The following is a 23,460-nucleotide window of genomic DNA, read 5'->3' on the forward strand; positions in this document are numbered from 1 at the left end:
TGTGGATCTAATTCGATCTGAGGGTAGCTGAGGATAGTTATCAGCAATTTAGTTGCTAGCAAATTTGCAGCGCGGTATCGATCGGCACATTGTTCGTCAAACTAAAGAGTGTTTAATATGGTGCCACAAGTTCAGCTTTAGTAACAAATCTTACTCATTGCGCTCGAATTGCTGCCGAATTACTGCAAATTGAGCGTATTTATTACCTAATTCCTGTAAGATTTAAGCAAAAATAATCATCCCGACCACACTCTCTTAGTATTTGGAGGACAAACTTATCACTAGCACAACCACCACCCAAAACATATCAGCCACCGAACAGTCCGTCATTCACATCTGGGGACAAACCCAGTTGTCAGGGGAAGTACAAATCAGTGGTGCCAAGAATTCGGCATTAGTAGTGATGGCTGGCTCCTTACTATGTTCGAGTGGCTGTCGGCTCCGAAATATTCCTGGGCTGGTAGACGTTGACAAGATGTGTCAGATTATCGAAGCGTTGGGTGTGAAGATTCAACGCAATGGTGAAGTACTGGATTTTGATACGACGGGCTTCAACTGTCATACTCCGCCGTTTGAACTGGTGTCCAAATTACGGGCAGCTTTTTTTGCGATCGGGCCAATTTTGGCGAGGATGGGGGTAGCGAAGGTGCCGATGCCTGGGGGTTGCTCGATTGGTGCTAGACCGATCGAATTGCACGTTCGGGGGTTACAGGCAATGGGTGCTCATGTAGAAATCGAGCATGGGATTGTCAATGCATATGTAACTGGGTCGAGCAAACGCCTCCAAGGAGCGAAAATCTATCTAGACTACCCAAGTGTCGGCGCGACTGAAACATTGATGATGGCGGCGACGCTAGCTGACGGTGAGACAATTTTAGAGAACGCAGCCAAGGAACCTGAAGTTGTCGATTTGGCAAATTTCTGTATCGCGATCGGTGCCAAAATTTTTGGGGCGGGGACGGATCGGATTACGATCGTGGGTGTGGACAAGCTCCACTCAGCCGATTACAGTATCATCCCCGATCGGGTGGAGGCGGCGACATTTCTGGTAGCTGGCGCGATTACCAATTCGGAAATTAGTCTGTTTCCAGTCATTCCCGATCATCTGACTGCGGCGGTTGCCAAATTGGAACAGATCGGTGCCAAAGTAGTGCTGGATGCTCCAGATCGGCTGCGGGTAGTACCGACAGGGATACTCAGGGGCACGGATATCGAGACATTGCCTTATCCAGCTTTTCCGACGGATATGCAGGCGCAATTTATGGCAATGCTGGCGATTAGTGAGGGCAATAGTGTGATTACGGAAACTGTGTTTGAAAATCGGCTCCAACATGTTGCCGAACTCAAGCGGATGGGTGCCAATATCAAAGTCAAAGGCAATCACGCGATCGTGGAAGGGGTGGCGATGCTCTCTGGCGCGACCGTAACTGCGACAGATTTGCGTGCTTCGGCGGCGTTGGTACTAGCGGGTTTGGCTGCTCAAGGCAAAACTACGATTCAAGGTTTGCATCATCTCGATCGCGGTTACGATCGCTTGGAAGCAAAAATGCGAAATCTGGGAGCTAAAATCGAGCGAGTTCACGTCAACGGTGATGGCGATCTCGTCGCTCATCCAGAAGAGGTCATAGTTAGGGTTTAGAAGTGAGTGCTTGGGCACGAGTAACTAACCTAAGTTGCTACCTACAACCTCAACTACTGCTGCCAACTTGTCGGTATGCCGGAGATGATGGGGGAGCCGTGAGATTGGAGCTTCGCGGCTCTGCATCATTACATCTTGCATTTGCAAGTTGGTGTAAGGTGTGAGCTGATTTCAACCGCATGATTTATGACGGCGATCGCCATCGACCGTGCAGACTCGATCGTAAATAAACATGTATATTGGTTGGAGATCGAGATAAATGTGTGTCAGGATCGATAGTTGCTTCGATCCACTTTCACCTATTTAGATAGAATATGCAGTTAAGATTAGGGGACATCGTACCCAACTTCACACAGGCTACTACTCACGGCGAAATTGATTTCTTTGAATGGGCTGGGGATAGTTGGGTCGTCTTATTCTCCCATCCCAAGGATTTCACCCCTGTTTGCACCACAGAACTTGGCGAAGTTGCCAAATTGAAGCCAGAATTTGATAAGCGGAATGTCAAAGCGATCGCGCTGAGTGTTGATGACGTAGATTCACACAATGGTTGGGTAGGAGATATCTTGGAAACCCAAGGTACAGCTCTGAACTATCCGATCATTGCCGATCCAGACAAAAAAGTCTCCGATTTGTACGACATGATCCACCCCAATGCGAATGCAATGGTGACTGTCCGCTCGGTATTTATTATCGATCCCAACAAAAAGCTCCGACTGACGATTACTTATCCGCCTAGTACCGGACGGAATTTCGGTGAGATTTTGCGAGTAATTGACTCACTGCAACTCACTGATAACTACAGCGTGGCAACTCCTGCCAACTGGGTCGATGGTGGTGACTGTGTGGTAGTCCCAACCATCTCCACTGAAGATGCCAAGGTGAAATTCCCCAAAGGTATCAACGAACTCAAGCCTTATCTGCGGATGACTCCTCAGCCCAATAAATAGCTCGATCGTCAACTTCAGCGATCCAAATCGCTGAGGATTAGTTGACATCGATCGAGCGTTTCCACACAGCCATCAGGCTGTTTTTTTGGGTAAGGATCGCAACTGCCAAGGTGGTGAGGACAGATCGGCTCCCCGACTTTTTAGACAAGTTGGGGAGCTAGTGTGAGTTATGCCATCCGCGCTCTTGAATTCAGGTGATTAGGGGCAGGAATTGGTACTTGCTCCTGCACAAAAGCTGCCCCATTACTCACGATTCCCACTCTATTTTTGTTGAGGGGCGTACTGTTTGTTGATTTCTTGCAGCTTGAGCTTCTGTTCGGAGGTGAGGATTGCATCCTGTTGAGCCAGAGCTGCGGTTTGGATCGCTCTGAGCTGATTTTGTTGATCGACAGTCAATGTCAACGTTGGTGATTTACCCTGTTGCATGGCTGTCCGCACTTGCTGCTGTTGACTGGGAGTCAGGACAGCAATCTTCTTCTGCATAACGGTTTGCTGAAGTTTAGATAATTTGATCTGTTGATCTTTGGTGAGCTTTAATTGGTCGATCGATGGTGGTTGGGCGGCAGGAGTGCCCGTAGGCGCAGGAGCGACTTTAGTTGCAGGTGTGGTGGTCGTGTTGGGTTGATTTTGAGCGAAACTAGGAGCAGCCGTAGCCGCGATCGCTAAACCCAAAATTGCGGTAGATGCAGCAGTTAAAGTTAATTTTTTCACAGTATGAGAATGAAAATTTCAGTAGGAATGTGACTGAGCTGACAGTCGATTTTGATTGTGACACCTTTTGGATAACTCCGCTAGGTAGCAAAATGTTCGATATGAGCTAGATTTCTAGCTGTCAGCGGCATCCAGGTTATCTAAATTAACTGAGATTGCGACTAGGCAGTAAGCAGCAATTTTCGATGATTTGAGCAGGATTAAAATTTTGCGCGAACAGTAAATTCATAATCCCCCCCAGCCTCTAATTGATAGTCCCACTGTTTTAAAAATCGCCCCAGTGCATCTTGAATCAGAGCACGTCCGAGAGCTGGTTCGACAATCAATTCTAGCTGCCCTTCACGACAGCACCACTGAAATTCCCAGCAAAATTCGCCAGCAGTGACTTCGCCGAGCACTTTTCCAAATTGCCAAGAGTGATGGGTGACGCGGACATGTGCGGTTGTTTCTGGGAGCTGACGTTTGGCCATGGTTGCGATTGAGGACTGCCCTTAGAGATACAGATCTGGTGACTGATAGCGACGATCTTAATAAATAATTCTAGCCTCGATCTTTGCTAATTGCTTTAAGGCACCAATTTCAGTAAATAGTTGACGGGCAAGTAGATCGCAGTAGACGCGAGCTTGAGTGGGATCGCCTGCTCGTTCCCATGTCAATCCAGCGTGATAGTAAGCTGCGGCGAGGTCGCATTTGGCACCCAGTCTGTCGAGAATGTCGATCGCTTGGAGGTGGGTTGCTTGGGCGAGTGCCCAGTGACCTTGGAGTCGATACAGTCGTGCCAAGCTAGTTAAAGTTCGACCTTGGGTTTGGACATAATTGCCAGTTTGGCAAAATGTCAAGGTTTGCTGATAAATGGTGATGGCGCGATCGTATTCGCCCAAATTGGTATAAATTTGACCGACAATTTGGAGAAAGTAAGCACTACTACCAGTCCATTTTTGACTATTTATGAGTGGTGCGATGGTTGTTAATAGGTGTCTGACTGTTTCAGTATTATTTTGATAAGATTCAACCAATGCTAGACAAACAATTGCTTTTTGTACCCAACGATCGTGGACAGTATTAGTCGCGATCTCGATTACTTGGTGAAATAGCGCTTGTGCCCGATCTAGTTCCCATAGGTCGATGTGATATAGACCCAGACTCAGTAATGAATCGAGATGTAAGATATTGAGACAATAAATATCCCGATCGGCTAAATCAGCTCGATCGAGAGTATAGTGAGTAAAGACGATCGCCTGTTGTTGACTCGCGATCGCTTCATCTACCCGACCGACAATCCAATACAGATCGCCGAGAATATTTGCCAATTCTGCCGCCATTCGATCGGGTGGTAAATGGGGGATAATCTGAGTAATTGCTAGCAACACTGGTTGAATTAGTCCGAGCCGATAAAGATTGCTAGCTAATGGTAGCAACTGCCCCCATTGATTATCTCTGGGTTGCAGCAATACCCCTGCGGCTCCGACAAAATCATCAATTTCTAGATAGTGATAATATGCTTCTAACCCAGTCAGTGCTGTATCGATATCGACAATTTTAGTAACAGAATTTAGCCAATATTTAGCCGCTTGGCGATGTGCTTGGTGCCAATCCTCACGATCGCGTAACCTGGAGATCGCTTCAGCGCGAATCGCTGGATGCAGCCAGTATCGTCCGCGCTGAAACTCAATCAGAGAACGATTTTTGAGTGCAGTAATAACTGCCATCTGGCGGCTAGGTTCGATATCCCACAATAGTGAAATCAACGCAGCGACATCGATCTGGTTGTTATCGCGATCGCGATAACAACCAGTCCGACAAAGTAAATGATAGGCAGCTAAATCTAGCGATCGCAACCGATCGAATTGAGTGATAATTAATTGCTTCAATCCGATTTCGACCGCATACATATCGCGATCGGATTGTAGATATGTAGCTAGATCGCCATCGAGATCGGTGCAAATATTACCAGCAATAATTTCCATTGCTTTAGCATTACCGCCATAAGCTTGATGTAGTGGCGCGAGATCGACTCCCACCAGATCGATCTGGCGGTATCCAAAATACGTTTGCCATGCTTCGAGATCCAAACCAGATAAGCGATAATGAACGAGATTGAGATCGACCTCACACAACCGATCGCGACTAGTAATCAAAGTAACTCCAGCTAACTGTCGATCGGTTAAAACTCGCAATAATTCGAGATAGTGACGATGTGCCAAAATGAATCTACCATCGCGATCCAATGCTGGTTCTAAATTGTCGATTAAAACTCCAATCTTGTGAGTAACTAGTTGCCGTTTCAGACGTTGTAATGCAATCCCAAATTCTCGCCCAGGCTCAATTTGAAAGTCCTGTCGCAACCACTCCTCGACGATGATGGCTGCTGGAGTGATTTGCGCTGCTTCCTTTGCCATCGCTAGCTCCAAAATCCGCTCGCAACCGCAGGTTTTTAAATACTGTTGGGCTAGAGTCGTTTTGCCCACACCGCCCTCGCCCTGAATCACGATCGTCCTTTGTCCTCGCGCGATCGATTCATCTAATTTAGCGATCGCCTGCTCCCGACCGATAAACTGATAATTGATGATTTGGGGGAACTGAGACTCGTTCGCGTATTGCTGTAAGAAAATCGAGCTAGCATGACGCTGGAGCAGCGATCTGAGGTTGGTTTTCGTGACTCGCTCTGCCAATAGTTGTGATAATAACTGCCACAATGCAGCGGCGGTATCTTTGACGTGTCCCTCTGTACAGTGGTAGTCTGCCGCGATATCTAGATACTTCCGCCCCCGCCAAACATGCTCGATGATAAAGATCTGGAGATCGCTGAGATGTTTGCCTGTTGCTGGTTCAAGCAATCGATCGATCCAATTTATTGCAGTATCGGCATTCATTGAGAGGGTAGAGGGTAGAGGGTAGAGGATAGAGGGTAGATGGGCAATCGTGGGGTGTGTTTGACACAAGAAGCTGCAACACACTAGGGGTAAGACTAACAACTACCCATTTATATTTACGCATTCCCGACTTTTTCAGACTTTTGAGCGGTGTTGGATTGCCGACGAGATCCGACTGACAGTATTTGGGTGGCGGGTTATGGTGGGGATAACACCTCAAAATTGGTAGATCGATCGTGAATTTATTCCACTCTAACGAATTAAACTGCCAGATTCACCCTAATTTTTTAGTAACAATTAAAGAGTTAATTCATATTTACTTCGATCGAGCTCATCTAACCGATCGATTGCAAGAACTGCCGCGCCAATTCGAGCAGCCTCAACCCCGTAAATGGGCGCGGATCGATTGGCAAAGTATCAATTGCGCTCTGATAATTGGGATCGAACCACAACTATTTTTAGCTATTATTCAAGGAGCGATCGATACTGAAGCACCCATTCGCGATTATGCCCATACCAGCCGCCAATATCTCGATCCCATCCAGCCCCTGATGGCAAAGTTTGTGGGTGGCTCAGTAGATGAACTCGGCAAATCTCGTCCAGGCATCTGGGAACTAGAAGAGCGTCGTCATGCACCTGCACTAGTCGCCATCTATCAGCAGTTGAGTGGCAATAAAATCCAGCCCAATCCCAAATCAGCTAGAGGCTATCAACCTACTAATTGTGTTGACAACGATCTGTATCGTCATGGCTTAGCTCGGATTGCTACTGAATACGGTGCGGCTTGTTTATATCTGTGGTTGATGGGACATACGACAGGCACATTGAGGCAAGTACTGGCTGAGATGCTGTGCGATGAAATCAATCATTTGATTAAATTCTGGGGGTTTGGGATCTGGCTATATCCTTACCCGCGAGGAGCGCGATTTATTTATGGCTGTCAACAACTATTAACACGTCAATCTTCAGGTGGCAATTTATTCAAAACTTACCAGCAAATGATGTCTACTCTGCATTGGCAGCAGTGGACATTACGACAGCGGTGGCAATTAGTTGTCACCTTTTATTTGGTAATGCAGCAACTATTGAGTTGGCATCATCGGCTGACACCAACTGCGCTCGAACAAATCTTTGGCGAATCTCCTAATCGATCGATCCGCACTAAGTAGGTGGGCGCAATTATTTGTTAGCTAGACTGTACCTGAAACATCGTTAGTGGGCAGTGCCTACCCTACATTATTTCTAGAACTTTTATCTCTTTTACATCAATAATATGGCTACTCAATTAATTACTAAATTACCCGCCATTCTCGATCCGACTAAAATCCCTCAACATGTTGCCGCCATCATGGATGGTAACGGTAGATGGGCAAAAAAACAGGGATTGCCCCGAATAGCTGGACACCAGCAAGGTGCCCAGACTGTTAAGTCACTATTACGGTGTTGTAAAGACTGGGGAATTGCCAACTTTACAGTCTTTGCTTTCTCTACAGAGAACTGGGGTAGACCAGCAGTTGAGGTAAACTTTTTGATGCAATTATTTACAGGTTTATTGGCTAGTGAATTGGTACAAATGCACGCTGAAGGAGTGCGAATTAGATTCTTGGGCGATCGATCTCAAGTCCCGATCTTCCTGCAAACAATGATGGATAAAGCGATTATAACAACTGCGAGTAATCAAGCAGTTACATTCAACATCGCAATTAATTATGGTAGTCGATCTGAAATTGTCAATGCTTGTAGGTCGATCGCTCAAAAAGTGCAGGCGAATCAATTAGAACCTTACCAAATTGATGAGTCATTATTCACCCAATATCTAGATACATGTGGATTACCCGATCCAGATCTATTGATTCGGACTAGTGGCGAACAGCGACTGAGCAATTTCTTGCTGTGGCAACTTGCCTACACGGAGCTATATATTACCAATACCTACTGGCCAGATTTTAGTAATGACGAATTCATGCAAGCGATCGCCGTTTATCAGCAGCGCGATCGTCGCTTTGGTAAAGTATAATCAACCCCAATTACTACCGCTAGAATGCCTACGATTGAAATCGTGGCTAATAATGCAAAGTCCGCCTTCGCGGACTAATATGTCAGTCCGCGAAGCGATTCGCGCTCGTCGGGTTTCCCGACGGTTTAGCGAATCAAGACAGGCGGACTTTGTATTACGAGGAGTGGTTTTAACCACTTCGAGTGTCAGTAGTAACTCGGCTTAATTAATAACTACTAACTATCCAGCGATTCCAAATCCGATCGCGTACTCACCTGTACCACTACAATCCCCTCACAGGTGCGTTTAATCAACCCACCCAGCACTTTGCCAGGGCCGACTTCGATCGCGCGTTCGATGCCCAATTCGGGTAACTGGAGTGAGATTTCGCGCCACCTTACTGCACCTGTAATTTGGCTAGTTAGATGTGCTTTGAGTTTGTGACCATCAGTTGTCGCGATCGGTGCAACATTAGATAATACTGGGACGCAAGCATCATGAAAAGTAACGGGAGCTAGTAATTTGCCAAACTCCGTTGCGGCTGTCGCCATCAGCGGCGAATGAAAAGCACCCGAAACATTCAACGGGATGGCGCGCTTGACTTTGATTTGGCTGACTACGGTAGCAATTCCGGCGACTGTGCCCGAAATGACCACTTGAGCCGTACTATTATCATTGGCGATGACGACGCCTTCAGTAGCAGCGATCGCATCTGCTAGCTGCGATCGATCGAATCCGATCAAAGCCGTCATCCCGCCATCTGAAGCCAAAGCCATCAATTCGGCGCGATGCTTGACTAGTTGCAATCCCGTCTCAAAGTCAAATACACCAGCCGCAGACAAAGCGACGTATTCACCTAAACTATGTCCGGCAACGACACTAGGCATCAATCCACGTTGCTTGAGTAGATCGACCAAGATACTTTCAATTACATACAGACAAGGCTGAGTATAACGAGTATTCGCTAATTTTACTTCATCATTTTGGCAGATATCAATTACCGACCAGCCCAAGATTTCTCCGGCTCGATCGAATGTTTTTTGAGCTAGATCGATCGCGCGTAAGTCCATACCCATTCCAAGTACTTGCGATCCTTGCCCAGGAAATACCCATGCGGTTTTCATATTACTAATAATTGATTATTTAGAACTATTAACTTATCTAAGTAACTAGACGTAAACATTCGTTGGATAGAAATTGCATAAACCTTAGCTGGTGGGCACTGCCAGCCCTACTATCTAAAATTTAGCTGTCAACTGTCAACTTTCTACTTGCCCCATTTGAGGATGGCAGCCCCCCAGCTCAGACCCGCTCCAAAGCCAGATGTGGCGATCGTATCACCAGGTTTTATTTTGCCGGATCGCACAGCTTCATTGAGAGCGATCGGGATGGAAGCAGCAGATGTGTTGCCATATTTAGCAACATTACTAATCACTTTTTTGGCAGAAATATGCAGACGTTCGGCGACAGCATCCATGATTCTTTGGTTGGCTTGATGTAGGATCAGCCAGTCGATATCGGTACTAGTTAGCTGTGCTTGATGAATGACTTTATCGATCGCATCGGGGACACGATTGATGGCAAATCGATATACTTCTTTACCATTCATCGTGATGTAATGATACTTCCCCTGAGTGAGGATCGCACCAGGCAATAATTCGCGCAACTCTGGTTTGAATGCCAGATTGAGACAAGCATTTTGAGTGCCATCGCTTTTGATTTCAAACCCCAACAATCGATCGCCATCCCCACTACCTTGCATCAATACTGCACCTGCACCATCACCAAATAAGACACAGGTATTGCGATCGCTCCAATCCACCCATCGGGATAATAAATCGGCTCCAATTACCAAGACATTGCGATAAACACCCGATCGTAAAAATTGCGCCGCAGTCACTACCCCAAATAAAAATCCCGAACAAGCTGCCGTCAGATCGAAAGCGACAGCTTTAGTCGCGCCCAGTCGGGCTTGAATCTGGCAAGCACTACCAAATAAGTCTTCAGCAGAGGAAGTCGCCAAGACGATCAGATCCACGTCCACAGCAGCAACTCCAGCCATCGCTAAAGCCTGCTGTGCCGCTTGTGTCGCCAAACCAGCCAATGACTCGCGATCGTGACAGAGATGCCGCTGTCGAATCCCCGTGCGGCTGGAAATCCACTCATCCGAGGTATCTACTACCTCCGCTAAGTCATCATTGGAGACGATCGTCTCTGGCACCGCCGCGCCGCAGCCAATAAAGGTAACTCCCATTGAGGTGTGGTTTGATGGCATTTAGGTAGAGGGTAGAGGGTAGAGGGTAGGGGATGAATGGTGGATGGTAAATCACGTTGGCGAAGCAAGGATCTGTAGGTTGGGTAGAGCGAATGTGAAACCCAACACACCCAACCAAAGTTTCTGTTACCCATTAGACAACGTTTACGTCGGCTCAGTTGCTCTTTTACCCTTTACCCTTTACCACTTCCCCAACTTTGCTAAAAATTGAGGCAGATCGTTAAAAATGTCAAACTAATCGCTAGCAATAACAGGTTCCGCTGTTGGTTTTTTGTCGCGGGTGAGGGATTGGATGCGATCGATGATATTTTTATCGACGGCACTTTTGGCAGAACGAATGGCATTGGCGATCGCAAACGCATCAGAACTACCATGACTGATAATGCACACTCCCTCCACTCCCAATAATAAACCACCGCCATGTTCGGCGGCATCAATCCGCTTCTTGAGGCGTTGGAGATTGGGCTTGAGCAGAGCCGTACCCACCTTGCCATTCAAGCCCCGTGGTAGCTCCTCTCTGAGCATCTGGACGACGATATTGCCGACAGCTTCGGCAAACTTGAGCAAGATATTCCCCACAAAACCATCGCAGACGATCGCATCAAAATTGCCCGATAGCACGTCTCGCCCTTCAGCATTACCAACAAAATTAATGTACTGATTTTGGCGCAAAATTTCATGTGCTTCGATCGCAGCGGCATTGCCTTTGGACTCTTCTTCGCCGATATTGAGCAGTCCGACGCGGGGGGTATCCACACCCAGCACGTACTGACTATACACCGAACCCATCACGGCAAATTGTTCGAGATATTTGGGACGACAATCGACATTGGCACCGACATCCAAAATCACAACGGATTTGTCAGCGCGATTGGTGGGAAATACTGCGGCAATTGCAGGTCGATCGATCCCCCGCAATCGTCCTAGTCTCAGTAGTGCCGCCGCCATTGCCGCGCCAGAATGCCCCGCCGAAACTACAGCATCAGCTTTACCATCTTTGACAAGCTGCATCGCCACATTAATTGAAGCCTTGGGCTTGCGCCGGAGGGCACCTAGCGGTTCTTCGTGCATTTCGATCGTCCCTTCGGCTGGCACGATCTCTAGCTTGGGCGCGTTGGGATGCTGGTTGAGACAGGCCTGGATTTGGTCAGGATCGCCGACTAGCAATACATCTACATTATCTAATTCTGTTTGGGCGGCGATCGCACCCGCGACGATGGCGGCGGGTGCATCATCCCCACCCATTGCGTCAAGTGCGATGCGTGCGCGAGTTGAAGCCATTGATGCCACTGATAGAAACCTTCAAAATTCTACCAGAATATGGCAGGCTGGATCTCGATGCCCAGCAACCAATCTCAATTTAGGTACTGGCGATCTCTAGCTAGTTTTCGATTTGGTAGTGGTTTTTTTAGCTGTAGTCGTTTTCTTGGCGGTAGTGGTTTTCGATTTGGTGGTAGTAGCTTTGGCTTTAGTTGTGGCTGTAACAGCTTTCTTGGTAGTGGTTTTTTTCGTCGTCGTTTTTTTGACTGCACCACCTTTGGCTACTAGTAAGCTGAGTGCAGTATCGAGGCCGATCCCTTCTACTGTCTCGCCTTCAGGGATGCCCACATTGATTTTGCCGTGCTTGATATATTTACCATAGGGGCCAGCAAAAATCGCGACGGGTTCATTATCATCAGGGTGATTGCCGAGCGTCCGCAGTGGTTCTTTTTTGCCGCCACGGGTAGCTTTGGGTTCGGCGAGGATGGCGACAGCGCGCTCTAGGGAGACGGTGAGGACATCATCGGGGGCTTTGAGCGATCGATACTCTTTCCCTTCCTTGCCGCGATCGTAGAGGATATATGGCCCAAATCTACCGAGATTGGTTTGAAGTTTGCCGCCTGTTTCGGGGTGAGTGCCCAAGCTGCGGGGGAGTTTGAGCAGTTCGACGGCGATCTCGAAGGTCACATCTTCGAGCTTCATCCCTTTGGGTAAGGAAGATTGTTTGGGTTTTTTCTTACTATCCTCATCTTTGTCGCCGAGTTGAACGTAGGGACCATAGGGGCCGAGTTTGGGATAGATCGGTTCGCCAGTTTCGGGATGATTGCCGAGGGTATCGGGGGTGCTGCTCTTTTGTTTGAGCAACATTTCGATCGTCTCTGGATCGAGATCGGCGGGGGTGAGATCTTTGGGAATGGAAGCGTTACCAGATTCGGCTTCGATAAACGGGCCAAATTTACCGATCCGAATTTTGACATCGAGATTATCGAGATCGATCGTCCGTGCGAGCGTAGCATCGATATCTGTGAAGCCAAGTTTAACCTGATTTTCTAGCCCGTTGTCGCCTAGATAAAATTTCTCTAAATAGGGTAACCATTGAGTAGTGCCAGTGGAGATATCGTCCAGAGTTTGTTCCATCCGAGCGGTAAAGCTCGGATCGACGAGAGCGGGAAAGTTTTTTTCGAGTAGAGCTGTGACGGCAAATGCGGTAAAACTGGGCACTAGGGCGTTGCTTTGGAGTTGAGCGTAGTGGCGATCGAGAATCGTCCCGATGATGCTGGCGTATGTACTCGGACGCCCGATCCCTTCACTTTCGAGCATCTTGACGAGGGATGCTTCGGTATATCGAGCGGGGGGCTGGGTTTCGTGGTCGATCGCGTCGAGTTTCTTACAATCGGGTTTGTCTCCCTTGACTAATGCCGGGAGGATGATTTCTTGGTCTTCGATCGCCGCATGAGGATCGTCTGAGCCTTCGACATACGCTCTCAGATAGCCAGGGAAATCGATCCGCTTACCGGAAGACCGAAATCCAGCATTCTCGACCTGTAGATCGACGCTGAGATGGGTTTGGCGCGCATCTGCCATCTGCGAGGCAACCGTTCGTTTCCAGATTAGATCGTAGAGTTTGAGTTCTGTATCGGCTAATTTGGTATCTCTGGGCGTACGGAAAGTACTCCCCGCTGGACGAATGGCTTCGTGAGCTTCCTGAGCACCTTTGGATTTGGTGCTGTATTGGCGGGGCTGGGGACTGAGATATTCTTGTCCGTACTTTTCGAGTACACACGCCCGCGCAGCATCGATCGCTTGGGCGGACAAACTGACCGAATCCGTCCGCATGTAAGTGATGTAGCCCTGTTCGTATAACCTTTGGGCGACTTGCATGGTGCCCTTAGCTGAGAGGCGGAGTTTCCGGTTGGCTTCCTGTTGGAGAGTCGAAGTGGTAAATGGGGGTGCTGGTTTGCGAGTCACGGGTTTTTCTTCTAAGCCTGTCACCGTCCAACTTTTGTCCTTGAGGTTCGCGACTAGAGCTTGAGCTTCTGCGCCATTGAGGACTTTAACTTTTTTGCCAGCCAATAGATTGCCAGTATTGGGATCGAAATCTGCACCTGTGGCAACTTTGACACCATCTACTGCGACTAGTTTTGAGTCAAATTCAGCTTTGTTGTGAGCCAGCAGTGCCTTGAGATCCCAATACTGTGCCGATCTAAATGCTCGTCGTTGACGTTCCTTCATGACTAACAATCTCACCGCCACCGACTGCACCCGCCCCGCCGATAAGCCACCCGCAATCTTCCGCCACAGTAGCGGTGAGAGGGTATAACCGACCAATCGATCGAGAATCCGGCGCGTTTCCTGAGCGTGAACGATGTGTTCGTCAATATTGCGGCAATTTTTCAGGGCTTTCTGGATTGCCTCTTTGGTAATCTCGTGGAATACCATCCGTTTGGTCGGTACTTTGGGGTTGAGGAGCTGCAATAAGTGCCAACTGATACTTTCACCCTCGCGATCTTCGTCCGTCGCTAGAATCAGTTCCTGACAGCCTTTGAGCGCGGTTTTCAATTCCTGCACGATCTTGCGCTTGTCTTTAGGAATGATGTACAGCGGCGCAAACCCAGACTCGACATTGATTCCCAAGTTTGCCCACTTTTGCGACTTGTATTCGGGGGGGATTTCATCGGCTGATGAGGGCAGATCCCGAACGTGTCCGACTGAGGCTTTTACCACATAACTCGATGGCAAAAACTTACTAATGGTGGCTGCTTTGGTGGAAGATTCGACGATGACGAGAGTTGACATAGGGGCGTTTTGAGGTCGTCAGGAATTGATGAACAAATCTGGAGCGGGTGAGTTCTGGGAGATCGCAGCCACTATTGTGCAAGTTGGGGTATATTTGGCAATTTGTCAAGGGGGTCGCGCTCCAGCGATCGGGCGATCGACACTGCGCGGGAGTACTCGATCGATTGCACTGAGCCTCTTTAATCCGATCGGATCGAATATTTGACGCTCGATCGGGATCTTGATAAAACTCTACATGACCGCGCTCTTACTTAGCTCTGCCGAAGGGAAGAGTTCCAGGCAATCTCACTCCTACCCTATGCGATAAATCGAAAATATCTCAGTCCCTCCATCATGCCATCGGCGTACCCAGCCACAGCCAGATAATGATAGTCAACTGGATGCAGTTCGTGCCACAAGCGTAACTCAGACTGGGCATTGCCGACAATGATGCCCCGTTCTCGACCATATTTAAACAGTGCGATATCGTTACCCGAATCACCACACACTACTGTCTGACTCGGCTCGATCTGCCAGCGATCGCGTAAAAACTGGACGGCGGTACCTTTGTCGCCCCCGCGTGGGAGGATATCTAAATCCTTGCTGCCACTATAAATAACTTCCACATCCAATCCTTGCTGGGATAGTAGCTCTTGCAATCTCGGTACTACCGCAGTTACCACACTAGCTGATAGATAGTAGCTCACTTTGTAGGGACGTTGCTCGGCAGCAGGTTGCGGTGCCAGATCGGCGAAGCGGCTGGCGATGGTGACAATCTCCTCGCGGTGCCAACCGCTCCCGAGCTTGTCTACCCACTCTCGATCTGGCAGCTCAGACGAGCTGAGATAAATTTCGGTACCCACCGCCGCAATCAGCGCATCGGGAACCATTAGGGGCTTCGTTGTTGCCAAATCTTGATAAGATGCCCGCGATCGACCTGTAGCATAAACTATTTTAGTCCCCCAAGTTTGGCGATAGCGATGGAGGACTTGGTTGAGCCTGTCGAGTGCTCGATCGTTGCCAACTAGGGTATTGTCGAGGTCTGTAACTAATAATGACAGCGGCGTGAGGAGACCCATACTAACTAACAATTATGGATGTGGGGGCGATCGTTCCCAAGACTAGCATTTTTGACGTAAAGTCAGCCTGTCAATACAGAGAACTTATCAAAATCTGCTAGTTCTGACCCGAGCGATCGAGAATTTTAGATATTTATCACAAATTGTAAATATTTTTTAACTTTTATCTTGCCCATCTGAAAATTAAGTCAAAAATAAATATATGAATAACTATCCCGAAAGTTGCCTCAGAGTAGGTCAAATCGCACCCGATTTTACAGCAACTGCTGTTGTCAATCGGCAGTTTCAAAAGGTGAAATTGTCCAGCTATCGCAAGTATGTAGTTTTGTTCTTCTACCCACTAGATTTTACATTTGTGTGCCCGACGGAGCTGATCGCCTTCAGCGATCGCTATGCGGAGTTTGAGGCTCTCAACACTGAGATTTTGGGAATATCGGTCGATAGTGAGTTTTCGCATCTGGCTTGGATCGAAACCGAGCGCAAAATGGGTGGTTTAGGCGATCTAAATTATCCGCTAGTTTCCGATCTCAAAAAAGAAATTAGTACCGCCTACAACGTCTTAGATCCAGATCTGGGAGCAGCATTGCGCGGCTTATTTATCATCGATCGCGTGGGGGTATTGCAACACGCTACCATCAATAATCTCTCCTTCGGTCGCAGTGTCGATGAAACCTTGCGAGTACTCCAAGCCATCCAGCACGTTCAAGCCAATCCCAATGAAGTATGTCCCGCAGATTGGCAACCCGGGAGCCAAACAATGATCCCCAATCCGATCGAGTCTAAAGTGTATTTCGGTCGGTCGTTGTCATCATAGTTTACAGGAGCAGCTCGAATTTAAAAATTCTCAATCTCGCTCGATCGAAACTCCACTCTAATTAGTAGATCTAGTGCTAATTACTTAAGCTAACTAGCACTAGACTAGGTATCTACTCGGTGACGATTGCCAAAGATCGGGCGATCGTCTCATGTGATAAATTGTCGATCGCACAACTGGATTGGATTAAACTTCAACTCCCTGCTGTTCGGGGTTGAGAATCTTAGACTTGTCAGCGATCGGCTGTAGGTCATTTGCTGCGTGATAATACTGGTAGTACTTATTGTATCCCGAGTGATGATTTTCGACGCGATTGATTGCTAAGCCCAATACTGGCGTCCGCAGCGAAGAAATAATATCGATACCGCGATCGATAATCTGTTTCTGAGCGACATTCAAGCTGACGATATACACAATCCCATCCACCAAACTCGACAGTAATCGCGTATCACTCACGCCGACAATTGGTGGCGTATCAAACAAGATATAATCATACTCCTTGCGCCATTCTTCCATCAATCGGATCAACCGGGGTGAATTAAAGAGGACGATCGAGCTAACAGTTTGCTTCCCAGAAAACATCACATTTAATTTGGATTCTGGACTGACTTTAATTAAATCTTTCCAGTTACAACTTCCGACAATTGCATCGCTCAATCCATCCGAATCATCACAATCTTCACGCTTGAATAAGGGCGAATTCGCACAGAGATGCGCGATTGTCGATTTGTGCATATCGGCATCGATCAATAGCACCCGATAACCTAGCTCAGCCAAGGTATTGCCTGTATGAAAAGCGATTGTCGATTTGCCTTCCTTGGGTAATGAAGAAGTCATCGCGATGATTTTACCACCGGATTGCTTGTCATCGCGATCGGAAGTCAAGCCGATTCCTAGAGCTAATGTGCGGATTGATTCAATAAAGCTCCAGTAAGAATAATCTTTGTTCTTCCCTTTTGCTGTCTGAAGAAAGGTACCACCGCGCATCGTTGAAGAGCGATCCAAATCGTCTACTCGCGGAATGAGAGACAGCACTGGCATTCCAGTCATCGCTTTGACACTATCAGGATTGTCAACTCGATCGTCAAGTTTATTCAACCCAACTGATACTAATATACCTGCCAATAAACTGCCGATCGCGCCCAGTCCCATTTGGCGCGGGACATCAGGAGATAGTGGTAAGCTCGGATATTCTGGTGGATCGAGTAATCGCCACGGTACCACTTGCTCGGCATTGACGATTTTCAATTCTTGCACTTTTTGCAAGAATGCTGTCAATTCTTGGGAAGTAATTTGGTACTCCCGTTGCAGTTCTGTATATTGTTTCTGAAGTCCGGGTAGTTGCGCGATTTGGGTTTGTACTTGCTGATATACCGCTTCCAAGCTTTGAGCCTGAGCTGTTTGAGCAACCAAGCTGGTTTCGAGTTCGGCTTGTTTGTTAGCCAAATTTTGAGCCAAGTTGTTACCAAAGTTAGAAATTCCACCTTTGGTGAGTTCGTTATCTGCGACTTCCCGCTTGAGCACCTGCTGCGCGCGCTCTCTGAGCAATATCAGTACGCCATCACGCTTTTCCTTGAGGGCGACGATCAGCGGATTTTCGGGGCTAAACCGGACACTTTCTTGATTGTATTTTAGCTCTAGATCATTGAGCTGTTTGAATAATTCTTGGTAGGCTGAATCTTGCGTCAACATGGTGGTACTCAAATTGCCACTAGAAGACAAACCAACTGAAGCAAGTTGTCGCTTTAATTCTTGATACTGTTGCTGTGTTTGGTAATAAGTGGATCGCGACTCATTGATCTTGGCAACGATGCTTTGACGGTAGCCATCTAGCGCACCCGCTGAAGTCGCCGGATCGACAAATCGATATTTGATCCGAAATTGCTCGATCTGGGAGGCTGAGGACTCTAGTCGCTGGCGAGATGCAGGGAGTTGGGACTCGATGAATGCGATCGAGTTATTGGTACGAGCTTTTTTGGTTTTGATACTGTAATCAATATAAACTTTGCTCAAACCATTGAGTACGGCGACGATTTCATCCTGCTTGAGAGCTGTATAGCTGACTGTCAAAACGTTACTGTCTGGCTTGGATTGGATCGACAACCCACCCAAAACTTGGGCGACTGATGGTCGCATTTTTGGGTCGGGAATCAGTGCGATTGCTTGCTCGATCAGGCTCTTACTTCTCAAGGATTGAGTAATTGTCTCGATAGCGATCGCGCGATCTTCGGATTGCCCATCATTGTCGCCAGTACTTTGAGCGAGCTTTTCGGCAAAACTGTTACCACCTTTGAGATCGATCGCAATTTGCACCGCAGAGCGGTAGATCCGCACTTGGGTGGCTGTCACATAACCGATTGCTCCCATCATCAAAGCAGTAGTGAGTACTGAAGCATACCAGTATTTTCGCAAACCACTGAGGATCGTCCCGATCCCAATTCCTTCCTCTTGCCGTGCTTCTGGGAAGCCATTTGGGCGAGGTTTCATTGACTCTGAGGACTGCATTAGTCTGGGAGGATTAAATTCAGGAAAGCTCTCTTTCATGTTAAAAGACTATTTATAGAACAAGTGGGCAATGAACCGCCAAATGGCTGAAGTAATCCGAATTCAACGATTGTAAAATATAAGAGGCGTGCTAACCGATTAGACTAGATATATATTGTCCGATAATGGTCGATCGACAAGCGATCGAGAGTCAAATGTATCAAAAAATAGCGATGCCATACCCAGTACATGCAGATGCGGGTACTGGGTAATTTATAACTAGTTAGCACCCAATGCCAATGTATTGAAAACCTGCCTTGCCTAGCTCCACTGGTGATAAAAAGTTGCGACAATCAACTAGAATCGCAGACCGCATGAGGAGGGCTAATTGTTGATAATTTATATCTTGAAACTCCGACCATTCTGTCATCAACACGATCGCATCACTATCAGTTGCGAGTGATTGTGGGCTATCAACTAAGTTGACATTGGCTAAATATGGCAATGTTGAAGATTGAGGTGAGACGATCGGATCGTATGCTTTAACTTTTGCACCAAGCTCAGTGAGTTTTTGTATTATATCAAGTGCTGGTGCATCCCGCAAATCATCAGTATCGGGCTTAAAAGTCAATCCTAGCAAACCGATCGTTTTACCTTTGAGAATTTTGAGCGAATTTTGGAGCTTTTGGATCGCCAGTGTCCGTTGCTGTTGATTGACACTGACAGTTGCTTTGAGTAACTGAGCATCATATCCATAGTCGGCTCCAGTATGGATGAGTGCGGCTAAATCCTTGGGAAAACAAGATCCACCCCAACCAATCCCCGCATTCAAAAACTTGTTGCCAATCCGCGAGTCCAAGCCGATGCCTTTGGACACTTGAGTCACATCCGCACCCACCCGCTCGCAAATATTGGCGATTTCATTGATAAAGCTAATTTTGGTTGCCAAAAAGGCATTCGCAGCATACTTGATCATCTCTGCCGAACCTAGATCGGTGGTTAAAACGGCGACGGGAGACTGTGTAGTAGCCTCAGCATGTTGGCGATCGATAATCGGTGCATACAACCTTAGCATCAAATCGATCGCTTGCTGATTGTTGCTACCGAGCACAATCCGATCGGGATTGAGCGTATCGTAGATTGCCGAACCCTCACGCAGAAATTCTGGATTGCTGACGACATCAAACTTGGGTACGAACTGCTCAGGAGGAAGATTGTCACCACCACCAACCAACAGCGGCTGCTTGTTGCGCTCGGCGACACCATCGAGTACCAGCATCTTGACCCAATCACCCGAACCGATCGGTACTGTAGACTTATTGACAATGACTTTATACTCACCATTGAGATGCTGTCCGATCCCCTTGGCTACAGCTTCTACATACTGAGTATCGCTCGAACCATTGGCCAAAGGTGGCGTACCGACAGCAATAAACAAAATCTCCCCATGCTCGACCCCCAATGCTAGATCGGTCGTAAATTGCAAGCGACCTGTCGCCATTGCCGATCGCATAATATCTGACAATCCTGGCTCATAGATCGGTGATTGTCCAGATTTCATCAGCTCGACTTTGGCGGGATTGTTGTCCACACAGATCACGTCATGACCGATGTGTGCCAGACATGCTCCTGTAACCAAACCGACGTAACCAGTACCGATAGTGCAAACACGCATGTTACTATACCCCCAATTTTTGACTCAGTGAACGTTTAGATCCTTTGGTATCGCTGCGACCCCAGGAGCAGCGATGAGGGGAGATGAAGATGAGTAATATTGACTCCAAGTCATCTCAGACTCTCGACCATCAGAATAATGTCATCAGCGATTAGACCTTCAATCGTTGTTTAAACTCCGCAATTGTATCGGTCAGTCCTGCTTCCAAGGTAATAGTTGGCTGCCAATTCAACCGCGTTTTCGCCTTGGTGATATCTGGTTTCCGTTGTTTGGGGTCATCTTGAGGTAGTGGCTGAAAGCTAATTTCTTGACCGGGGTTAATTCTGTCGCGGATTTTTTCGGCGAGTTGCAGAATAGTATATTCTTCAGGATTGCCCAGATTGATCGGCCCAATTTCATCACCATTCATGAGCTTAATCAACCCATCGACTAGATCGGTGACATAACAAAAGCTCCGTGTTTGGCTGCCATCGCCGTAGACAGTCAATGGATGTCCTTGTAAAGATTGAGCGATAAAATTACTCACTACCCGCCCATCATTTTCCAGCATCCGGGGGCCGTAGGTATTGAAGATCCGCGCTACGCGAATTTCGACATCGTGCGCGCGGTGATAGTCAAAACTGAGCGTTTCGGCGATCCGCTTGCCTTCGTCATAGCAAGATCTGATGCCAATGGGATTGACATTACCATGATATTCTTCTGGTTGCGGATGAACATCGGGATCTCCATATACTTCCGAAGTTGAAGCCAGCAAAAATCTGGCTTTAACTCGCTTGGCAAGTCCGAGCATATTGGATGTACCGAGAAAACTGACCTTGGTAGTCTTGATCGGATTGGACTGATAGTGTACTGGCGATGCGGGACAAGCTAAATGATAGATCCGATCTACTTCGAGGCGAATTGGTTCGGTAATATCATGGCGAATAAACTCAAAATTTGGGTGACCATACCATTTACTGATGTTACTCTTGGTTCCAGTATAAAAATTATCCAAGCAAATCACTTCATGTTGCTCGTTCATCAGCCGCTCGATCAGATGAGAACCGATGAAGCCTGCACCACCTGTAACTAGAATTCGCATAATCTAAAATTTTGAAAATTAATTTGGTTGACAAGTTCAATGGTAGTGTCTTCAGTATTATTCCCTAAGATTGCTAGATCGGCAACAGCGATCGCCATCTTTGGGCAATAATGACCCAGGAGTAGGGTACGGAAGACATCAGACTTCACTGACTGTAACATCATCTAAATGAGCTTCCCAATGATTAAATTCGCTGCCAGAGCTGGATTGTCCCGTCAGCACCGCCAATAGCGATCGACTGACTATCGGACGAGATCGCCACAGACATCACCGACCGACCTGGGTCGCCTTTGAGGATACTCCTGGCTTTGTCATGAAAGCGCAGATCCTCGCCGCGATACCAGACTTTGGCTTTGCCATCCACACTACCCGTAATCAAATACTGACCATTAGGACTGAAGACACAAGCATTGATCTGTCCAGCGTGAGCTTTGATCGTCTGAGACACAGCGATCTGGGGTAATCGATCGCTACCATAGTCTTCTAGGTGCCACAGGACTACATAGCCGTTGACGGTGCCTGCGGCGATCGTCCGTGAGTCGGGACCGATCGTCAGGGAGCCGATACAATGTTTATTGCCGCTGGAGTGAGCGATCTGGGTGCCCGCAGTCATCGACCAGATCTCGATCGTGCCATCATCGCCAGTACTAGCCAACAACTGACCATCAGCACTCAAGGCAATCGTTGCCACTGGTTGGCGAGCAGCGATCGTCTCGGTCACGCTACCATCAGGTAGACTCCACAGGACGATCGTCTGGTCGAAACTACCACTAATTAAAGTATGACTATCGGGACTAATTGCCAACGAGCGGACAGAGGCTTGATGCTGAGTCAAGTTACGTAGCAATGTGCCAGTTTCGAGATCCCACAATTTGATCTGTTCATCCCAACTACCGCTAGCGAGGAGTTTGCCATCAGGACTCACGGCTAGGGCAAATACCCCCTTGAGATGGTCGGTGAGGGTATGGATAGCGGTGCCTGTAGCTAATTGCCAGACGGCGATCGTTTTGTCAAAACTCCCACTCACGAGCTTGAGTCCATCCGGCGTAAAGCTCAGACATCTGACCCAATCACGATGAGCGGTAATGGTCTGGTGCAGATTCCAGGTCGGTTTTGCCCAGAGATCGCCACTTAGGTCGCCAGAAGCTAAGCGATCGGACATCAAGTCACCAGACATCAGATCCTCAGAGATCATGTCAAATAATGGCGTAATATCTACTTCTGATTCGGGATTGCTAGCTGTGGCGAATCTACTAGTAGCTACTGGCGATCGCTTGAGTTCGAGCGGCTCTAGCCCCAATTGCTGAGAGACTTGAGTCAGATGGCGTTCTAGGTACTCTACTCGATCGGCGAGTGCATTGCTTTCTAGTAGCTCAACTACATCCCTGAGACTCCCCTCCACCCCAGTGACGTGCTCTTGCATCGATTGCATCAGTTGCTGGTGCAGGTTGAATTTTTGCTCCAATCCGGTCACCTCTTGGTGGCTGCCAGCAGCTAGAACGGCAGGCTCTATCCTCTTTTGGGCAGCCATAGTTTGCTTGACTAGAGCGGTCGCAAAGCTCCGCGCTTGAGCGATTTCTTGCTGGAGCACTTCGCCCTGTTGTTGGAGTTCACCATCGATCTTGCGCTCCAATCCGCGATCGTGGAGGCGGAGGTCTTGATACAGTCGCCATCGATTGATCGCGCTCAGAATCAGGCTCATCAGGATCGGCACCAAGGCATAGCTCCACGTAGCGGCGGAAGCGGCGGCGATCGATCCTACCACTGCTAGCGCGATCGCGAGATATTCACTCAGGTCTAACCAATGAAGATTTGACATTACAGTTATCGGTTATTAGTGGTGGATCG

General features: G+C 47.8%; 19 protein-coding genes. 6 read left to right on the forward strand and 13 right to left on the reverse strand.

What is annotated here, in order from left to right; translation table 11 throughout:
* The first annotated feature begins 262 nt into the window (after positions 1-262).
* A complete protein-coding gene (gene murA / locus ACEW9I_RS03235; protein WP_373538933.1) occupies positions 263-1,639 on the forward strand; it encodes a UDP-N-acetylglucosamine 1-carboxyvinyltransferase in 1,377 nt (458 codons plus the stop codon).
* Positions 1,640-1,953: 314 nt separating this feature from the next.
* Positions 1,954-2,589 carry a peroxiredoxin gene (locus ACEW9I_RS03240; RefSeq protein ID WP_373538934.1) on the forward strand — a complete coding sequence of 212 codons (636 nt, stop codon included), beginning with the start codon at positions 1,954-1,956 and terminating at the stop codon, positions 2,587-2,589.
* Positions 2,590-2,850: 261 nt separating this feature from the next.
* Here the strand turns inward: ACEW9I_RS03240 and ACEW9I_RS03245 are convergent, their stop codons facing one another.
* The 3 genes from ACEW9I_RS03245 to ACEW9I_RS03255 form a co-directional block, all read right to left on the reverse strand.
* Positions 2,851-3,300, reverse strand: a complete 450-nt coding sequence (locus tag ACEW9I_RS03245; protein WP_373538935.1) for a hypothetical protein — start codon at positions 3,298-3,300, stop codon at positions 2,851-2,853.
* 200 nt (positions 3,301-3,500) lie between these two features.
* Positions 3,501-3,770, reverse strand: coding sequence for a DUF3146 family protein (locus tag ACEW9I_RS03250; RefSeq protein WP_373538936.1), 270 nt, complete (start codon positions 3,768-3,770; stop codon positions 3,501-3,503).
* Positions 3,771-3,827: 57 nt separating this feature from the next.
* A complete protein-coding gene (locus ACEW9I_RS03255) occupies positions 3,828-6,173 on the reverse strand; it encodes a tetratricopeptide repeat protein (RefSeq protein WP_373538937.1) in 2,346 nt (781 codons plus the stop codon).
* Positions 6,174-6,409: 236 nt separating this feature from the next.
* Between ACEW9I_RS03255 and ACEW9I_RS03260 the strand changes: the two genes are divergently transcribed.
* Positions 6,410-7,342: a ferritin-like domain-containing protein gene (locus ACEW9I_RS03260; protein ID WP_373538938.1), complete on the forward strand. Its 933-nt coding sequence runs from the start codon at positions 6,410-6,412 to the stop codon at positions 7,340-7,342.
* Positions 7,343-7,446: 104 nt separating this feature from the next.
* Entirely contained in the window at positions 7,447-8,190 is a 744-nt protein-coding gene (locus ACEW9I_RS03265) for an isoprenyl transferase (protein WP_373538939.1), read from the forward strand.
* Positions 8,191-8,405: 215 nt separating this feature from the next.
* Here the strand turns inward: ACEW9I_RS03265 and fabD are convergent, their stop codons facing one another.
* The 4 genes from fabD to topA form a co-directional block, all read right to left on the reverse strand.
* Positions 8,406-9,293: an ACP S-malonyltransferase gene (fabD, locus tag ACEW9I_RS03270; RefSeq protein WP_373538940.1), complete on the reverse strand. Its 888-nt coding sequence runs from the start codon at positions 9,291-9,293 to the stop codon at positions 8,406-8,408.
* 143 nt (positions 9,294-9,436) lie between these two features.
* A complete protein-coding gene (locus ACEW9I_RS03275; RefSeq protein ID WP_373538941.1) occupies positions 9,437-10,444 on the reverse strand; it encodes a beta-ketoacyl-ACP synthase 3 in 1,008 nt (335 codons plus the stop codon).
* Positions 10,445-10,678: 234 nt separating this feature from the next.
* Complete coding sequence (gene plsX, locus ACEW9I_RS03280) at positions 10,679-11,725, reverse strand: phosphate acyltransferase PlsX (RefSeq protein WP_373538942.1); 1,047 nt, start codon at positions 11,723-11,725, stop codon at positions 10,679-10,681.
* Between the two features lie 96 nt (positions 11,726-11,821).
* Positions 11,822-14,500, reverse strand: a complete 2,679-nt coding sequence (gene topA / locus ACEW9I_RS03285; RefSeq protein ID WP_373538943.1) for a type I DNA topoisomerase — start codon at positions 14,498-14,500, stop codon at positions 11,822-11,824.
* A gap of 28 nt (positions 14,501-14,528) precedes the next feature.
* Here topA and ACEW9I_RS03290 point away from each other — a divergent pair, with 28 nt between their 5' ends.
* The gene (locus tag ACEW9I_RS03290) at positions 14,529-14,705 is read left to right on the forward strand and encodes a hypothetical protein (RefSeq protein ID WP_373538944.1); all 177 of its coding nucleotides are present in this window, start codon (positions 14,529-14,531) and stop codon (positions 14,703-14,705) included.
* Between the two features lie 91 nt (positions 14,706-14,796).
* Here ACEW9I_RS03290 and ACEW9I_RS03295 read toward each other — a convergent pair whose 3' ends face one another.
* Positions 14,797-15,558 (reverse strand): sucrose-phosphate phosphatase, encoded by a 762-nt coding sequence (locus tag ACEW9I_RS03295; protein WP_373538945.1) that lies wholly within the window; start codon positions 15,556-15,558, stop codon positions 14,797-14,799.
* Positions 15,559-15,760: 202 nt separating this feature from the next.
* On the opposite strand from ACEW9I_RS03295, the gene ACEW9I_RS03300 reads away from it, so the two are divergent.
* Complete coding sequence (locus tag ACEW9I_RS03300; RefSeq protein WP_373538946.1) at positions 15,761-16,372, forward strand: peroxiredoxin; 612 nt, start codon at positions 15,761-15,763, stop codon at positions 16,370-16,372.
* Between the two features lie 186 nt (positions 16,373-16,558).
* Here ACEW9I_RS03300 and ACEW9I_RS03305 read toward each other — a convergent pair whose 3' ends face one another.
* The 5 genes from ACEW9I_RS03305 to ACEW9I_RS03325 form a co-directional block, all read right to left on the reverse strand.
* Positions 16,559-18,859, reverse strand: coding sequence for a GumC family protein (locus ACEW9I_RS03305; RefSeq protein ID WP_373538947.1), 2,301 nt, complete (start codon positions 18,857-18,859; stop codon positions 16,559-16,561).
* Positions 18,860-19,139: 280 nt separating this feature from the next.
* Entirely contained in the window at positions 19,140-20,531 is a 1,392-nt protein-coding gene (locus ACEW9I_RS03310; protein WP_373538948.1) for a UDP-glucose/GDP-mannose dehydrogenase family protein, read from the reverse strand.
* A gap of 151 nt (positions 20,532-20,682) precedes the next feature.
* Positions 20,683-21,612, reverse strand: a complete 930-nt coding sequence (locus tag ACEW9I_RS03315) for a UDP-glucuronic acid decarboxylase family protein (protein WP_373538949.1) — start codon at positions 21,610-21,612, stop codon at positions 20,683-20,685.
* Positions 21,600-21,776 (reverse strand): hypothetical protein, encoded by a 177-nt coding sequence (locus ACEW9I_RS03320; RefSeq protein ID WP_373538950.1) that lies wholly within the window; start codon positions 21,774-21,776, stop codon positions 21,600-21,602. The genes ACEW9I_RS03315 and ACEW9I_RS03320 overlap by 13 nt, the downstream gene beginning before the upstream one ends.
* A 20-nt stretch (positions 21,777-21,796) precedes the next feature.
* Positions 21,797-23,431 carry a WD40 repeat domain-containing protein gene (locus ACEW9I_RS03325; protein WP_373538951.1) on the reverse strand — a complete coding sequence of 545 codons (1,635 nt, stop codon included), beginning with the start codon at positions 23,429-23,431 and terminating at the stop codon, positions 21,797-21,799.
* Between the last annotated feature and the right edge of the window lie 29 nt (positions 23,432-23,460).

The organism is Chamaesiphon sp. (assembly GCF_041738855.1).
In the GTDB taxonomy this organism is placed as follows: domain Bacteria; phylum Cyanobacteriota; class Cyanobacteriia; order Cyanobacteriales; family Chamaesiphonaceae; genus Chamaesiphon.

Excerpts from the sequence above, each read along its gene's own strand:
- ACEW9I_RS03240 (WP_373538934.1), top strand. The coding sequence starts at position 1,954 with ATGCAGTTAAGATTAGGGGACATCGTACCCAACTTCACACAGGCTACT.
- ACEW9I_RS03250 (WP_373538936.1), bottom strand. The coding sequence starts at position 3,770 with ATGGCCAAACGTCAGCTCCCAGAAACAACCGCACATGTCCGCGTCACC.
- ACEW9I_RS03255 (WP_373538937.1), bottom strand. The coding sequence starts at position 6,173 with ATGAATGCCGATACTGCAATAAATTGGATCGATCGATTGCTTGAACCA.
- ACEW9I_RS03265 (WP_373538939.1), top strand. The coding sequence starts at position 7,447 with ATGGCTACTCAATTAATTACTAAATTACCCGCCATTCTCGATCCGACT.
- fabD (WP_373538940.1), bottom strand. The coding sequence starts at position 9,293 with ATGAAAACCGCATGGGTATTTCCTGGGCAAGGATCGCAAGTACTTGGA.
- ACEW9I_RS03275 (WP_373538941.1), bottom strand. The coding sequence starts at position 10,444 with ATGCCATCAAACCACACCTCAATGGGAGTTACCTTTATTGGCTGCGGC.
- plsX (WP_373538942.1), bottom strand. The coding sequence starts at position 11,725 with ATGGCTTCAACTCGCGCACGCATCGCACTTGACGCAATGGGTGGGGAT.
- topA (WP_373538943.1), bottom strand. The coding sequence starts at position 14,500 with ATGTCAACTCTCGTCATCGTCGAATCTTCCACCAAAGCAGCCACCATT.
- ACEW9I_RS03290 (WP_373538944.1), top strand. The coding sequence starts at position 14,529 with ATGAACAAATCTGGAGCGGGTGAGTTCTGGGAGATCGCAGCCACTATT.
- ACEW9I_RS03295 (WP_373538945.1), bottom strand. The coding sequence starts at position 15,558 with ATGGGTCTCCTCACGCCGCTGTCATTATTAGTTACAGACCTCGACAAT.
- ACEW9I_RS03300 (WP_373538946.1), top strand. The coding sequence starts at position 15,761 with ATGAATAACTATCCCGAAAGTTGCCTCAGAGTAGGTCAAATCGCACCC.
- ACEW9I_RS03305 (WP_373538947.1), bottom strand. The coding sequence starts at position 18,859 with ATGAAACCTCGCCCAAATGGCTTCCCAGAAGCACGGCAAGAGGAAGGA.
- ACEW9I_RS03310 (WP_373538948.1), bottom strand. The coding sequence starts at position 20,531 with ATGCGTGTTTGCACTATCGGTACTGGTTACGTCGGTTTGGTTACAGGA.
- ACEW9I_RS03315 (WP_373538949.1), bottom strand. The coding sequence starts at position 21,612 with ATGCGAATTCTAGTTACAGGTGGTGCAGGCTTCATCGGTTCTCATCTG.
- ACEW9I_RS03320 (WP_373538950.1), bottom strand. The coding sequence starts at position 21,776 with ATGATGTTACAGTCAGTGAAGTCTGATGTCTTCCGTACCCTACTCCTG.
- ACEW9I_RS03325 (WP_373538951.1), bottom strand. The coding sequence starts at position 23,431 with ATGTCAAATCTTCATTGGTTAGACCTGAGTGAATATCTCGCGATCGCG.